This is a genomic window from Serpens gallinarum (assembly GCF_014836765.1).
GTDB classification, from domain to species: domain Bacteria; phylum Pseudomonadota; class Gammaproteobacteria; order Pseudomonadales; family Pseudomonadaceae; genus Serpens; species Serpens gallinarum.
Map to the genome: position 1 here is coordinate 396012 of NZ_JACSQG010000001.1, position 15425 is coordinate 411436.

General features: G+C 62.9%; 12 protein-coding genes and 1 pseudogene. 6 read left to right on the plus strand and 7 right to left on the minus strand.

The genetic code is table 11. From position 1 onward, the window contains the following. Positions 1-167: 167 nt before the first annotated feature. Both H9642_RS01815 and H9642_RS01820 read right to left on the minus strand, forming a co-directional pair. Entirely contained in the window at positions 168-1208 is a 1041-nt protein-coding gene (locus tag H9642_RS01815) for an NAD(P)H-dependent flavin oxidoreductase (RefSeq protein WP_251834701.1), read from the minus strand. Further along, positions 1205-2401, minus strand: a complete 1197-nt coding sequence (locus tag H9642_RS01820) for a YbfB/YjiJ family MFS transporter (protein ID WP_251834702.1) — start codon at positions 2399-2401, stop codon at positions 1205-1207. The genes H9642_RS01815 and H9642_RS01820 overlap by 4 nt, the downstream gene beginning before the upstream one ends. 107 nt (positions 2402-2508) lie before the next feature. On the opposite strand from H9642_RS01820, the gene H9642_RS01825 reads away from it, so the two are divergent. Further along, positions 2509-3393: a LysR substrate-binding domain-containing protein gene (locus tag H9642_RS01825; RefSeq protein WP_251834703.1), complete on the plus strand. Its 885-nt coding sequence runs from the start codon at positions 2509-2511 to the stop codon at positions 3391-3393. 7 nt (positions 3394-3400) lie between these two features. Here H9642_RS01825 and H9642_RS01830 read toward each other — a convergent pair whose 3' ends face one another. Next, positions 3401-5314, minus strand: coding sequence for a methyl-accepting chemotaxis protein (locus H9642_RS01830; RefSeq protein ID WP_251834704.1), 1914 nt, complete (start codon positions 5312-5314; stop codon positions 3401-3403). A 181-nt stretch (positions 5315-5495) separates the two neighbouring features. On the opposite strand from H9642_RS01830, the gene H9642_RS01835 reads away from it, so the two are divergent. From H9642_RS01835 to H9642_RS01855, 5 genes are all read left to right on the plus strand, one after another. Next, positions 5496-6377, plus strand: a complete 882-nt coding sequence (locus tag H9642_RS01835; protein WP_251834705.1) for a 23S rRNA (adenine(2030)-N(6))-methyltransferase RlmJ — start codon at positions 5496-5498, stop codon at positions 6375-6377. A 92-nt stretch (positions 6378-6469) separates the two neighbouring features. Continuing rightward, positions 6470-7435, plus strand: coding sequence for a LysR family transcriptional regulator (locus tag H9642_RS01840; protein WP_251834706.1), 966 nt, complete (start codon positions 6470-6472; stop codon positions 7433-7435). A 432-nt stretch (positions 7436-7867) separates the two neighbouring features. After that, positions 7868-8860 carry a TRAP transporter substrate-binding protein DctP gene (gene dctP, locus H9642_RS01845; RefSeq protein WP_251834707.1) on the plus strand — a complete coding sequence of 331 codons (993 nt, stop codon included), beginning with the start codon at positions 7868-7870 and terminating at the stop codon, positions 8858-8860. Positions 8861-8951: 91 nt separating this feature from the next. Next, positions 8952-9515, plus strand: coding sequence for a TRAP transporter small permease subunit (locus tag H9642_RS01850; RefSeq protein WP_251834708.1), 564 nt, complete (start codon positions 8952-8954; stop codon positions 9513-9515). Further along, complete coding sequence (locus tag H9642_RS01855; RefSeq protein ID WP_251834709.1) at positions 9512-10828, plus strand: TRAP transporter large permease; 1317 nt, start codon at positions 9512-9514, stop codon at positions 10826-10828. Before H9642_RS01850 ends, H9642_RS01855 begins: the two co-directional genes overlap by 4 nt. Positions 10829-11625: 797 nt before the next feature. Here the strand turns inward: H9642_RS01855 and H9642_RS18395 are convergent. The 4 genes and pseudogenes from H9642_RS18395 to H9642_RS01870 all read right to left on the minus strand — a co-directional run bounded on the left by H9642_RS18395 (position 11626) and on the right by H9642_RS01870 (position 15325). Beyond that, positions 11626-12468 (minus strand): methyl-accepting chemotaxis protein, encoded by an 843-nt coding sequence (locus tag H9642_RS18395; RefSeq protein ID WP_433962667.1) that lies wholly within the window; start codon positions 12466-12468, stop codon positions 11626-11628. Between the two features lie 12 nt (positions 12469-12480). Next, positions 12481-13548: pseudogene (locus H9642_RS18400) on the minus strand (methyl-accepting chemotaxis protein); the annotation flags it as partial. Between the two features lie 224 nt (positions 13549-13772). Further along, entirely contained in the window at positions 13773-14708 is a 936-nt protein-coding gene (gene mdcH, locus H9642_RS01865) for a malonate decarboxylase subunit epsilon (protein WP_251834711.1), read from the minus strand. After that, positions 14705-15325 carry a malonate decarboxylase holo-ACP synthase gene (locus H9642_RS01870; RefSeq protein WP_251834712.1) on the minus strand — a complete coding sequence of 207 codons (621 nt, stop codon included), beginning with the start codon at positions 15323-15325 and terminating at the stop codon, positions 14705-14707. The genes mdcH and H9642_RS01870 overlap by 4 nt, the downstream gene beginning before the upstream one ends. Positions 15326-15425 lie beyond the last annotated feature (100 nt).

Genomic DNA, 15425 nt, shown 5'->3' on the forward strand with positions numbered 1-15425 from the left:
AGCGAGGTGATGACTTTACCTTGGCAGAGGTGCTTCGTCAGCCTCTATGAACGCATTGCACGCTCGTTTAGGCCGGCCTGGCGCAGCGCGGTCGCCTGTCGCTCCAGGGTTTGGCATGCGCGGAGGAGGCGGCGAACACCCGCCGCCGTTCAAGTTCCAGGCACGTATTACTTGAGGCCCTCAGCCAGGCGACGGGTAATTTCAGCTGCGGGTAATGCCTGGCATGCGCTGGCGTTTTGCCCGGACCAGAGAGGCGAGCAGTCGCCGAGGCCGCGCTTTTCCGCCGCGGCGCGCAGGGGGCCGATGGCATTGCCGGCCAGCGGAAAGAGGGGAATGCCCTGGGGCATTGCACCCAGCGTGCGGATCAGGCGGTTGACGATTCCGCGCGCCGGTCGGCCGCTGAACAGCGTGGTCAATACCGTATGGCGCGCGGCTTCGCTCTGCAGTGCGGCGCGGTGCAAGGCGCTGATGATGGTTTCGGGACATAGTAGGTAGGCGGTGCCCACTTGTACGCCGCTGGCCCCCAGAACCATGGCCGCTGCCACGCCACGGGCATCGGCAATGCCGCCGGAGGCGATCACCGGTACCTGCAGGGCATCTACCAGTTGTGGCACCAGGGCGAAGGTGCCGAGCTGGGTGGACAGGTCTTCACTGAGAAACATGCCCCGATGGCCTCCCGCTTCCAGGCCCTGGGCAATCACTGCGTCCACGCCGTGTTCCTGCAGCCAGAGGCCTTCTTCAAGGGTGGTGGCGCTGGACAGAATTTTCGCGCCGGTGGCCTTTACCCGCTGCAGCAACTCGGGCTCCGGCAGGCCGAAGTGGAAACTGACCACTGCCGGGCGATGGGCTTCCAGCACCTCGGCCATGGCCGCGCTGAACGGTTGGCGTCCGGGACCGCTGGGGATGCTGGCGGGGTCGACCTCGAACTCGGCCAGGAACGGCGCCAGTAATGCGTGCCAGGCCTGCTCCCGCACGGAGTCGACAGCGGGGGTTTGGTGAGCGAAGAAGTTGACGTTGAAGGGCCGGTCGGTCAGGGATCTGAGCTCGCGAAGCTGGGTATCCAGTGCTTCGGCGCTGAGCATCGCGGCGGGCAGCGAACCCAGGCCGCCGGCATTGCACACGGCAGCGGCGAGGGTGTGGTGCTGAGCACCGGCCATCGGGGCCTGGATAATTGGCAGCTCGGTGCCGAGCAACGAAGTCAGGGTCATGAGGAAGCTCCGGCGGGAGAAGAATGACTAGCAGAGCTGGGCAGGGTACAGGTCCAGGCCAACGCCCAGATGAGGGCGCCAACACCCAGCGCGAAACTTTGCGTCAGCGTGCCCCCTGCGCCGATCCAGAGACCGGCCAGCCACGGGCCCAGCAACTGGGCGCCGCCATACAGGGCGATCAGCGCCGCGGACAGCTTTGGGCCCTGGTGCGGTTGCAGGCTGCGCGCCAGGCGTTGGGTAAGAAACACCGTGCCGATAAAGGTGCCACCCACTAGCGCCGCACACAACAGCACGCCAGTGGCGCCCGGCCAGAGCAACGGTGCGGCGCAGCCCACGGTTTGCAACAGATAATTGGCCAGTAGCGCATGACGGTCGCCGATACGGGCACCGAGGCTGTTCCACAGCGGGACGGCGACCACGCACGCCAATGCCGTCCAGCGCCACGCGCCACTGATCAGCGAATGGTCGGCCGGGAGATGTTCCTGGGCCAGCGTCGGCAAAAACGTCATTGGCAGAATGTAGCCCAGCCCCGCACCGGCATAAGCGAGAAACAGCGGTGTGCTGGCGCGGTCGAACAGCGGGCTGGTCGTCGCGCTGGCACTTATCTGGCGCGGCGCGAGGTGCAGACGACCAAGCAACCAGGCACTGAGCAGGGCCAGCGGCAGGGCCAACGCCGCCATCGGCCACCAGCGCGCCGCGCCGTGCAGCAGCGTGGCCGGCAATTCGGCCAGCCAGCCGGCCAGCAGTAGACCGATGGCAAATCCCAGGTAAACCAGGCCGCTGAGGTGGGCGCGCTGACGCTGGGCCAGCCATTCCAGCACCAGCGCCGGGGCGAGCACGAATACCAGGCCGTTGCTCACGCCATTGAGCAGGCGTAGCGCCGCCAGGCTCGGGTAGTGCTCGCTCAGGCCCTGCAGCAGGGTGAGCAGGGCGTTGCCGAGCAGCGCCGTCGGCAAGGCCACGCGCATCCGCGCCGGTGTCGCCATGGCCACAGCCAGCAGGGCACCGAGCAGATAGCCTATGTAGTTCCAGGTGGCCAATTGCGCGCCTTGTTGCAGGCTGAACAAACCGTCGCCCAAAAAAAGTGGCAGCAGCGGGGTATAGGCAAAGCGCCCGAGGGAATGCACCACCACCAGCGCGGCGCTGCCGGCCAGTAGGGCAATGAAAATCTGGCGGGACGGGATCGAAGGCATGGCTGAACTCGTCAAGGGAGGCTGCCAACCTTAGCGGTTGCCGGTGCAAGACTGCCAGTGATAAATATTGCGCTTGTTGTTCACTTTTAATGAATGTCGAGGTGACAGTGTCATCCTGGGAACGTCTCAATCCGCAGCTGCTGCGGCATTTTCTGGCCATTCATCGCGCGGGCTCGTTGAGCGGTGCGGCCCAGCACCTGCATTGCGTACCGTCCAACGTCTCGGCGCGCCTGCGTCAGCTGGAAGAGCAATTGGGCGCCGGCTTGTTCCAGCGCCAGGCCCGGCAGCTACTGCTAACGCCTGCCGGTAAACGTCTGCTGCCCCATGCCGAGTCGCTCGAGCGCCTGTGTCAACTGGCCTGGAGCAGCGTGCGGGACGATGTGTGGAGTGGCGAGTTGCGCCTCGGCTCAATGGAAACCACGGCAGCGGTGCGTCTTCCCGAAGTGTTGGCGGCCTTCCACCGCGATGCGCCTCGGGTCGATTTAAGTCTGGTAACCGGTCCCAGCCGCCATTTGCTCGAAGAAGTGCTGGCCGGCCGCTTGGAGGCTGCGCTGATCGGTGGCCCATACAGTCATCCGCAGCTGGACAGCGAGGTGTTATGGCGTGAGGAGCTGGTGCTGGTGATGCCGGCGCAGGCGAACCTGCACAACCTGCTGCAAACACCGGTCACCTTGCTCGGCTTTCCCCACGGCTGCCATTATCGCGAGCGATTGGAGCGCTGGAGCGAGCAGCAGGCCTTGCTGATCGCGGCTCGGCAAAGTTACGGTTCGATCGAGGCAATACTCGGCGGCATCGCTGCCGGCATGGGCATCGGTCTTTTGCCCCGCAGTCTGCTGCAAGCTCACCCACGAGGCCCTCTGGTGGCCTGGCAGTCCATCGCCCCTGAGCTGGCTGTGGCGCCCACACTGCTGGTGCGGCGCCGCGATGCACCGGCGCACCCGGCACTGGAGCGGCTGATCGAATTGCTGCGCGCGCCGGCAGCCCCGGCCTGAGTATTGTTCAGCGGGGGTCGGGTGGGCTGAACTGGCTGGCCAGCGACCCCAGGTGTTGCATCTGGTCGCCGATATCGGTCGCCGACCTCCGGACCTGCTTGGCAGCACAGACGTTTTCCTTGTCGAGGTGCATGAGGGTGTCAATAGTGAGGTACATGGTGTTGGTCACAGTCAAAGGCTCTACAGCGACTGCGGCAATCTGCTGGCTGAGCTGACTGAACGTGCCGGTTTCCGCCGCGATGCGCTCGAAAGAGGTGCGGGCGGTGCGGATGTGTTCAAGGTGGATGTCGGTAGCGTGCTGGTTCGTGGCAATGGCCCTGGCCAGTTGCAATACATGCTGCTGCATTCGCGAGATTAGGCTGCGCATGCCCTCGGCACGGGCAGTGGAAGAGTCTGGGCCCTGTACACTCGCCTCCGTTACACACCCACTCTCGACCATGGTTTCCAGCAGACGGCCAATTTCGCGGCAATCGGCTTGCAGGTGATAAACCGCCTCGGCCGCCCGGTCAGATTCTAAATTCAGCGACTCGATACCCGCGAGCGTCTGGTCTACGCGCTGTATGCCCTCTAGCGCATCACGCTCGGTGCGTTTGGCAGCAGCGGCGGTCTCGAGGGTATGGCCGAATAATTCCCTTTCCAGTGCGTCAATCTGGGTCAGTGCGGTTGCCAGCTGAATGAGCGAAGCGTGCTGCTGGTCGATGCGCTGTTCGATTTGCGTCGACTCCGCACCGATCCGTTCGGACGCGTTGCCGATCTCCACCGTGGCATCGTGGGCGGCTTGAATGAGCACGACGAGACGGTCGTGCAGCGCGTTGTAGGCACGGCCCAGGGTTGCCAGTTCATCGCACCCGGTGGCGTCGAGTCTCAGGCTCAGGTCATTGCTGCGCTCTGCGGACTGAACGCGCACCGCTGCCTGGTGTAGGCGCAGGCAGATGCGCTTGACCAACAAAACCAGGGCGGCGCTGATGAGCAGTATGCCGATCAGCATGGCAATGGAAAGCTGATAATTGAGTTGCGCCGAACGGCTCGCGGCGGCGGCATCCTCAGCGGCGCTGGCATTGATCACCTCGCCGAAAGCTTGCAGGCTGTCGATCCCGCTGGTTGCGGCCTGCAGCCATTGGCGCTCGGTGAGCGGATAATTGCCCTGCGCGGTAGCGGCATAAACGTTGGCGCGAACTGCACCAAAACGCAGCACGAACTCCCGCTGCAGGTGCTCCCAGGCCTCATCCACTCCGGCTGTCTGGGTCATCTGCAATACCGGCAGACCCGCCTCGCGCAGGTAGGTTAGTTGCCTGTCGACGATGCCGCGGTATTCCATCAGCTCTCTGGCTCTCGACGCCGACAGGGGAGTGCGCTCGGCAAGGGCAATGGCCAGCAAGGCGCGCTCGCGGTCGGCATATTCGGATGCAAGCCAGATGGCCTGCTTGAGGTCGATATTTTTGTATGCGGCGCTTTCCAGCGCTGTGGTGGGTAAAAACGCCAGTCTGCGCAAGACGGTTATTCGCTCGATCAAGGTATTGAGCGACCGCAGCCAGTAGACCGACTGGATATCGGCAAGAGCCTGGCTGCTACGATCGACCCGCTGGCGGGCCAGTTGTACGCGCTCCCACGCAGATTGCACCGATAAGATGTGGGCTCGCACAGGCTCGGCCATTTGGTTGCCAGCAATCAACTGTTCGCCTTGAGCAAGCGCGAGCTCCAAAAGCTCGTCGCCCAAACGGCGGGTGGTGTGGATGTGCTCCACCATCTCGGCGTCGCTTGATCCAATAGCCAGCAGGCTGAGATGAGTCGCAGTCATCCCGCGTTCTTGGGCGAACTCGGCAGCGGCCTCGATGAGCAGGTCGCTCATTCGGTTGGCTTGGCTATAGGCCTGTGCGGTGCGGATATTCGGCTGGTAGACAAACACCAATTGCCAGAGCATCACACCCAGCAACAGGGCGGCGAGGGTGATGACCAGAGCGGTCAAGGTCACCCGCAGCGGCCATTGCCGCAGTAACGACACCATGCAACAAACTCCCTTTTCTGTTACCGCCAACGCATGGCAGGAGGCTGGGCGCACAGGTGTGGCCTGTTAGACTACGCCATCGCAGGAGCCTTCCCACATGAATTACCGTCACGCCTACCATGCTGGCAACCATGCCGACGTCTTCAAACATCTCACCCTGGCGCGCTTGATCGCCTTGCTGGCGCGCAAGCCCGCGCCTTTTGCCTATCTGGACACCCACGCCGGGGTGGGCCTTTATGACCTGGGTGGCGACCAGGCCAACCGTACCGGTGAATATCTAGAAGGTATCGGCCGTGTTTGGTCGAACGAGAGGGCGCCGGCGCTGCTGGACGATTACCTGGGTGTGATTCGCGCCATGAACCCGGACGGCGAGCTGCGCCACTACCCCGGTTCACCGGAACTGGCACGGGTGCTGACACGTGAGCAAGACCGTCTGCACCTCAATGAAAAACACCCCGAAGACGGCGAGCTGCTCAAGAACAACATGCGCGGCGACCGGCGCGTGGCCGTGCACCGTGGTGAAGGCTGGCTGGTGCCACGCGCCCTGCTGCCCACTCAGGAAAAACGCGTACTGCTGTTGATCGACCCGCCGTTCGAACAGCCCGACGAGCTGGAGCGCTGCGTGCATGCGCTCGAGGAAGCCCACGGGCGTATGCGCCAGGCCATCGTGGTGATCTGGTATCCGATCAAGGACGAACGCCAGCTCAAGCGCTTCTATCAAAAGCTCAGCAAAAGCAACGCCCCAAAACTGCTGCGCGCCGAGCTGTACGTGCACAACCCGGACGATGCCACGCGCCTGAACGGCTCCGGCCTGGCCATCAGCAACCCGCCGTGGGGCCTGGAAGACGAGCTGCGCGAACTGCTGCCCTGGCTGGCCCAGACCCTTGCGCAAAGCCACGGCGGCTGGAAGCTGGACTGGCTGGTTGAAGAGGGTGCGGTCAACGCCAAGCCGGCGGTGAAAGACAAGAAGGTGCGCTGAGCCGTGAGGGTGGGCCAGGCTTCATCAATCCGCCATGTTCAGGCTTTACGCGACAATCGCACATCCTATGTGCCGTTAACCGAGCGAGCGTCATGCAGATCGACGAAGAACTAACCCTTAAGAAACTAGAGGTATTTCTGGCCTTTATGCGCAGTGGCACCCTGAGCAAAGCAGCTGCCGAGCTGAAAACCAGCAATGTCAGCGTGCATCGTGCCATTCATTCACTGGAAAGCGCTCTGCGTTGCCCGCTGTTCAAGCACGAGGGGCGCAACCTGGTTCCTCTGGATAGTGCATACGTGCTGGAAGAGCGGGCCTTGCACATAGTCAAGGACGTGCTCGAGACGGTGCGCCAGACCCGTGAGGCGGCCGGTTTCTCGGCAGAGCGCTTCAAGCTAGGCGCGCTCTACTCGCTGACCATCAAGACTGTGCCGCAGCTGATCATGGGGCTGAAACTGCGCCGCAGCGAACTCAATATCGACCTAATCCTCGGCTCCAACGTCGACCTGCTCTACAAACTGAAGAACATGGAGCTGGACGCGATCCTGGTCTCACTCAATGAGAGCGTCATCGATCAGGGCTGCGAGCAGGTGTCGCTGTTCTCCGATGACATTTTCCTCGCTGTTCCGGCTGAATCACCTTTTGCCCAGCAGGACGATGTCGATCTCAGCGACCTGCGTGATGCCACCTTTATCACCCTGACGCAGGGTTTCGCCACCCATCAGGACGGCAACCGTGTGTTCGAGCTGGCAGGCTTCGAGCCCAAGGTGGCGATGCAGGTAAACGATATCTTCACCTTGCTGAGCATGGTCAATTCCGGCGTTGGCTACGCCCTTCTGCCAAGTCGGGTAGCAATGGTCTACGAATCGCGGGTCAAGCTCATTCCGTTGCAGGCGCGATATCACCTGCAGCAGCACATCGGCGCAGTGTTCCTCAAGGCCAAGGAGCGCGACCCCAACCTGCTCGCGCTCCTCGCGGAATGCCGCATGTATGCGCGCCGTGTGCTGGAGCGGAGCGGGTCCCCGGGCAGTAAGGTGGAAACGGCGACGCCTTTTCCCTAGCACCGGTCGTGTTCTAGCGACTGCACGACCCCAGGTCAGCCGCAGGGGCTCAGCGTTGACATTGATCGCCGTCCTGGCTTGAGCGCTACTGGTATTGCACCTTCGGTGCTGCGGTCCGCTGCAATCTCTTCCGCTACCACCCCGGTTCGCCTCGTACCGTCAACGGCGACTCTTCGTGTATGGTCTGGCGCTGTACCAGAAACGCGGCTGCGCCCCCGGTTCAGCTAGCACCCATCCGAAGAAGCAAGGATGGGCGCATTGCAATCATTACTCTTGCCGTAACGATGGGGTGTGGCTCGTTATTGATCCGCCTTACTGCACGCGCTAGGTTGAAGTCCTTGGCTCGGGCATGTCCCGCGACAACGACAAGAAATTCTGTGCCGTTATAAAAATAATTATGAGCCGCAGCGCTCTGCCAGGAGAAAAATGCCAATGAAAGCCCTATTCCGTACCTCGGTTGCGGCTGCAATGCTGGCTGCCAGCATTCCAAGTTTCGCTGAGACCGTCTTGCGCGCCTCCCACCAGTTTCCCGGCAATCAGGGCGACCCGCGCGACGAGATGGTGCAGATCATCGCCCGTGAAGTTGCCGCCGCTAATGTCGGCCTTAAGATCCAGATCTTCCCCGCCTCCTCGCTGTACAAGGCCAACGAGCAATGGGGCGCGATGACCCGCGGCCAACTCGACATGACCGCCCTGCCACTGGACTACGCCTCCGGCCGCGTGCCGCAATTCTCCGCCACTTTGATGCCCGGTCTGGTGCGCAACTACGAGCACGCCCAGCGCCTGAATCAGTCCGATTTCATGAAGGAGATCCATGCTCTGGCGGAAAAGAACGGCGCCATCGTTCTCGCCAATGCTTGGCTTGCCGGCGGGTTCGCTTCGAAAGAACACTGCATCACCGCGCCGGAAACCATCAAGGGACAGGTGATTCGCGCCGCCGGGCCGGCCTTTGAAAACATGCTCGCCGCCGCCGGTGCTTCGATTTCGTCGATGCCGTCGTCGGAGATCTATACAGGAATGCAAACCGGCGTGCTGGACGCCGCCAACACTTCCAATGACAGCTTCGTCTCGTACCGTCTGTATGAGCAGGTGAAATGCCTGACCGCACCCGGCGAACACGCCATCTGGTTCATGTACGAGCCGGTGCTGATCTCCAAGCGCACCTTCGAGCGCCTCACGCCTGAGCAAAAGGAAGTTATGCTGGCCGCTGCAGCCAAAGCCGAGGCCTACTTCGCTCAGGAAGGCCCGAAGGGCGAACAACGCATGAACGAAACCTTCACCAAAGCCGGCGTGAAAGTGGTCAGCCTGAGCAAGGAAGAGCACGACGCCTGGATGGAAGTCGCCCGCGAATCCTCCTACAAATATTTCGCCGAAAAGGTGAAAGGTGGCAAGGACCTGCTGGACAAGGCTCTAGCCGTTCAGTGATGCCCAGCCATGGCCGCTGCTCGCAGCGGCCATCTGAACGTGCCGATCCGCAGCGCAATGCCGGCGGAGCCGAACCCTTCTAGGAGTACCCATGTCCAGACGCTTAATCCTTGCCGTCGAGGCATTATCGAAGACGGGCGGGGCCGCGGCTGCGCTGCTGCTGATCGCCGCCATGACTGTCATGTGCCAGATGATCCTCATGCGCTACCTGTTCCGGTCTCCGACCATTTGGCAGACCGAATTCGTGGTGTTCACCGCCACCGCGGCGATCTTCATCGGTGCGCCCTATGTGCTGATGAAGAAGGGCCACGTGGGGGTCGATGTGCTCGAGCTGATACTCTCATCCGCCAACCGCCGCCGCTTGCAATGCGTTGGCTCCGTGCTGGGCCTGGCGTTTTGCGGCCTGATGGCCGTAGCCAGCGCAATCTACGTGTTTGAGGCCTGGGAAGGCGGTTGGACCACCCCGACCATCGCCGCCATTCCGCTGTGGATTCCCGCCACACCCATGCTCGTCGGGTTCATCCTGCTCTGCCTGCAGTACCTGGTCGAGATCGTGAAACTGTTGAATCCGCAGCTACTCGAGGAGCAGGCGCCAACGCCCTCCGAGCAAGCCGCTCCGGTAACCGGGCACCAGCCCTTGGGAGATGCGAAATGACCACCTCGATGTCTGGGATGATTCTGATCGCTACGCTGTTCCTGTTCCTCGCCACCGGTATGCCGATCGCCTTTGCTCTTGGCCTGGCGGCTATGGGCGGGCTGTTCATGGCGATGGGCTTCGAAGTCATCGGCATCGTCGCTGAGACGATGTTTGCCGGCATCGGCAACCTGGCCTTCGTCTCGATCCCGATGTTCGTGCTAATGGGCGCCATCGTCGCCGGAAGCCCGGCTGGGGCCGACTTATACCGAGCCCTTGATCGCTGGCTATACAAGGTTCCCGGCGGCCTGGTGCTGTCCAATATCGGCGCCTGCGCCGTTTTCTCCGGGATGACCGGCTCCAGCCCGGCGACATGCGCGGCCATCGGCAAGTTGGGCATCCCGGAAATGATGAACCGCGGCTATCCGGCTTCAGTGGCTACCGGCTCGATCGCCGCCGGCGGCACCCTGGGCATCCTGCTGCCGCCGTCGGTGACCATGATCGTCTACGGCATCGCCACGGAAACGTCCATCGGCCGTCTGTTTCTCGCTGGCGTGATCCCGGGTCTGATGCTGACCGCCATGTTCATGGCCTGGGCGCTGATCGACGCACGCCGCAAGGGCTTCCGCTTCGACACCAGCGGATTGGTCTACACCCTGCGCGACAAGCTGGCCGTGCTGCCGCGAGTACTGCCGCTGATGCTGATCATCGTGGCAGTACTCTACGTGCTCTACGGCGGCGTGGCGACGCCTTCGGAAGCGGCCGGTGCCGGCGCCATGCTGACCCTGATTGTGGTGATGGTGGTGTACCGGCTGTACAAGCTGCGCTCCTTCAGTGGCATCTTCGGTTCCGGTATGCGCGAAAGCGTCATGATCATGATGATCCTGGCCTCGGCCGAGTTGTTCGCGTTCGCGCTGTCGTCGCTGTATATCACCCAATCGGTGGCCGAAGTGATCGCCGCGCTGGAGGTCAACCGCTGGGTGCTGATGGGAGTGATCAACGTGTTCCTGCTGGTGGCCGGCCTGTTCCTGCCGCCAGTCGCGGTGATCGTGATGTCCGCCCCGCTGCTGTACCCCATCGTGATTCAGGCGGGTTTCGACCCCTACTGGTTCGCGGTGATTCTCACCGTCAACATGGAGATCGGCCTGATCACACCGCCGGTGGGGCTGAACCTGTTCGTGATCAAAGGCATCACGCCGCAGGTCCCGACCAAGGAAATCCTCTGGGGCGCTCTACCTTATGCATTGGTGATGGTGTTGGCCATCGTCATCATGTGCGTGTTTCCGCAGATCGCGACGTTCCTGCCGGACTATGTAATGGGCCCTGCCATCTAGGATGAGCTGTAACCATTGACCATGTGGCGGGCTTCCTCGGGAGCCCGCTTTTTTTTGCCTCGCGATACGCCATGAATGGCTTGAGCCACATAACTCGCGAGACCGGGCGCTCTTGAATTGCGTCATCAGCCGATCAGGAACGGTCGCTCTCTGCGCAACAGCGCACCAGATTTCAAGGCGAGTGCTATCGAATGTAGCCACCTGGGGCAACGAACCAACCTTCAGCACCGCGCCGAGCGGCAGCCCTGCAGGCGCATGCCACGCTCGTAAGTGCCGCAGGTGCGACCAGTTCAGTTGTGGATCGGCAGGCAGACTCAAGTAGCGAAGACGCGGCGCTGTCCTCGACCTCACCCACGACGTAGTTCGCCCTGTTCAAGTCAGGCCAAGTCCCCGTAGCGAGATGGCTGTCCATTGCACGTCGACCCGACAGCGTATGCACAGCAAGGCGCAAAGCTCGCGTGCGATCTGGCGAAAAGGCTGGAATATGCGCAGCAGCATGTCGAGAGTAGCCGGCGTGAGTTCGTGATGTCCGTGGCACGCTCGAACGCGGCGCTGCCGGTCACGCGGGGCGAAACCGAGGACCTCGGTTCGCTGCGAACGATTGCCAGGGCACGGCATACCGGGAAAGGGTCTGCATCGCTGCCAGGATCGCGCTGGCGGCTCGGGCAGATTCGCCGTCTAAGCGCAGGACACGTTCATTCCGCTGCAGGCGAAGGTGTCGCCTGCAGCAGCACATCGGCGCGGTGTGTCTCAAGGCCCAGGAGCGACCCTCGCGCTGAAACACCGATTGAAGCGAGTCAGACTCGAAAACGTGCAGCCAGGCCTTGCAATTCGTTGCCCAGCCTCGCCAGTTGCACCGTCGAAGCAGCGGTCTGCTCCGCTGCAGCTGCCGACTGGTCAGCTACGTCACGCACGTTGAGCACGCTACGGTTGATGTCCTCGGCCACCGAGCTCTGTTCCTCCGAGGCCGTGGCGATTTGCAAATTCATCGTTTGGATGGTGGAGATGCTGCGCGTGATCGCCTGCAGTTCTTCACCGACGTCACGCGCCAGCGACACGGTCTCGGCGGCCAGGCCACGACTGCTGTCCATCATCGACGAAGCATTCAGTGCGCCTTGCTGCAACGTGTCGATAAGCCCTTCGATTTGCGCCGTCGATTCCTGCGTTCGCTGCGCCAGACCGCGCACCTCATCGGCCACCACGGCGAAACCGCGACCGGCTTCACCCGCCCTGGCCGCTTCGATCGCCGCATTCAGCGCCAGCAGGTTGGTCTGCTCAGCGATGCCATGGATTACGGTGAGCACGGTACTGATACCCGCGGCTTCCTTGTTGAGCTGATCCATGGCTTCGGCGGACAGGCCAACTTGCGAAGACAGGCTGTCGATCTGGGCCAGCGCCCGCTCCACCACGACATTGCCCTTGACTGCCTGGCGCTCAGCATGCTGAGCGGCGCTCGACGCCTCATCGGCATTGCGCGCCACTTCCTGCACCGTCGCGGCCATCTCGTGCATGGCTGTGGCGACCTGATCGGTCTCCTTGCGTTGGCTCTGGATACCCGCGCTGGTCTGTTCGGTCACTGTGGAGAGCTGCTCGGCGGCCGAGGCCAGCTGGCTGGTAATGCCGGCCACCTGGGCGAGCATGTCGCGCAGATTGCCGCGCGTAAGGTCCAGCGCATCGAGCAACTGCCCGAACTCGTCGCCACGCTGCTGCCGCGGCTGTTCCGTCATATCGCCCGCACCGATGCGCTCGGCGACGCGCACGGCCTGAGCCAGCGGGTTGGTGATCTGCCTTACGATCAGCCAGCTGATGAACAACCCAAGCGCCACTGCCAGCAATGTGATCCCCAACAGCAACGCTTGTCTTCCTCCTGCTTCAGCGCTGCGCTTTTCTGTCTGGGACTGAACAATTTCGTTAGTGTTGCGATAGATATTGTCGAAAATGCGCTGCATTTCCTGCCGCGCTTGCACCTGGGAGGCCACGATCGGTGGCAGCTTGGCGAATTGGCTGATGTAGGTGCCGACGGACTCATGCAAGGGCTGCAGAAGTTCCGCCGAAGCGCCAGCCAGGTGCCTGTCGAGCTTGTCGACGGCTGCCTGAAGCCTCTTGAACTGTTGCTGCAACTGCTGCAGGGATTGCTCGGTTTCGGTCATCAGGTAACCGCGTACCATGAAGCGCACCAGCCGGTTGTGCTTGGACACCTCGCCGGCGAGCAGGCCGATGGTGGCGGCTTTACGGCTGGTGTGAACAATTGGATCATCCGCAGTGCCCGCCCAGCGTTCTTCCAGTTCCGCGATCAATGCATCGGAGGTATTGCCGGCGTTCACCCAGCCGCTGCGCGTGGTCACCTTGAGCTGCCAAAGTGCGGCCAGCTCCTGGAAGTGCTGCTGGTAACGCTGTGCCTCACTGGCAATGACATCCAGCCGCTGCAGATCCTCTGGGTCGTTAAACTGGGCCTTGTGCTCTTGCACGAGCTGGACGATCCGAGCCACCGACTGGTCCACCGCCTCCACATACTGCTTGTCGCCTCGGGTTTCGAAGCTGACCTGCGCGTAGCGGATCTGATTGGCCTCATCCAGCAGAATGGCGGCGTCCTGCGCCTTATCGCTGCGTGAGATCAATGCATCCATGCCGTAGATACCGATTAAAGCTACGGCCACCGTCAGCGTAAGAATGGCTGCAAAACCTAGAGCCAGTTTGTGGCTGACCTTGAGAATATTCATTGTTCGGTAATCCTGAGAAGCGCGAACGCGCCCATAGAGGCGCGCTGCGGGTTACGTTGAGTATCAGCGGAACTGCTGAGGCATCAGTCAGCAGTCCGCGCATCTTCGAACACGAGCCGAAACAGCTGCCCAATGGGGTGTTGAACGCCTCGGTAAGGCACACCTGCAGGGCACCCATTTCGGTTCGGGCGGAAGGCGGCACCGCGACCCTCCCTCCTGCTGTGCTACTCGGCTCGACCTACCTCCCGACGCAGCAAGGCGTCCAACGTATCGAGCCGGGCGCCATCGAAAGCGACCAGCGTGCCTTGCTCGATTACCCGTCGCGCCAGCCCGGTCAGGACCGAGCCCGGCGGCAGTTCGATGTGGAGGCGCACGCCACGTTCGTAAGCGGTGCGCAGCGTGGCGTGCCAATCCACGACGCGGCACATGTTGAAGGCCAGGTCATCGCGCAGCCGCTCGGGGTCGGTGATGGGCCGTGCCGTGGTGCTGCTGAGATAACGCAGGCGCGGCGCACGCAGGGTAACGGGTGCGAACGCCTCGGCCAGTTGCGCGGCGGGCGTTTCCAGCAGCGCGCTGTGCGATGGCACGCTCACCGCCAGGCGCCTGGCACAAGATGCGCCCAAGGCTTTTGCATGCTGCGCGACCGCCGCCATGGCCGCATCGCTGCCGGCGATGACGATCTGGTTGTCGGCGTTGATGTTGGCCAGATGCACCGGTGTGTGCGGGCCGTGGACCTGCGCCAGCAGGCCCTCAACCTGCCCGAGATCGAGGCCGAGAATGGCCGTCATGCCATAGCCCTGGGGATAGGCGTTCTGCATCAGTTCGCCGCGCAGCGCCACCAGGCGCAGGGCATCGGCATAGTCCAGCGCCCCGGCGGTAACCGCGGCGGCATAGGCACCGATGGAAAGCCCGGCGACATAGTCGGGGTGCAGGCCTTCACGCATCAGCAAGCGCGCCCCAGCCACCCCGGCTATCAGCAGGCAGAGCTGCACGGCGCGGGTCGAGGCGAGCGCTTCAGCCGAATCCAGGGCCTGCGCGTCCTCGCCAAGCGCCTCGCTGGCCTCGATCAGGGTAGCGGCGATCTCCGGCTCGTCCGGCAGGCGATGCAGCATGCCGGGCTTTTGCGCCCCCTGGCCGGGAAAGGCGAACAGGCTACTCATGCCGCCATCTCCCCGGGAGCCCAGGGGTTCTCGATCAGCCGAGCACCTGTGGCGCACTTGAGCAGGATACGGGGCGAGCCGCCGGCCCACTCGCGCAGGGCGACGGCACCGGCCGGGGTTTCCAACTGCAGGTCTACGCGGCAGGGCGAAGTGTCCAGCAGCTGCTGCAGTTCGCGCGCTTCGGTGCGTGGCAGCTCGTAGGGCGTGCGCAGCAGGAGGTCGAGATCGCTCTCGACACGCGCCACGGCAACACCTGTGGCCAACTGGAAACCGACCGAACCGGTGACGCCCCAGGGGCGCTCCAAACCGTCGAACACCGGCTTGAGCACGGCAAGTGCCCTAAAGGCCGGCAAATCACCAGCGGTAACCTGCGCGACCAGTTGCTCGGGACTCATGCAACGCACCACCCGGTTCACGCTCATCACCGTGGCATAACGCTGATCGCGGCGGGTGCCGCGCACGCCGACCGCAATCTGACCCGGCGCGACGAGCGCGCGGCGCACCACCACCGGCTGGCCAGCGGCCAATGCCTGCCGCGCCCAGGCCGGCGCGTCAGTGGGCAACTGCGTCGGGGTCATACCCCAGAGCAGGTCGTGGGGGCGTGGAGTGTCGTTCATCTGCAGCCTCCTCGTGATTGTTGTTGTGGAGGTGAAGCTTGGGGGCTCGCTATTGGCCCCTTCCCGCCGCTCTCCTTGACGGGAAGGGGCCGAGTTTCAA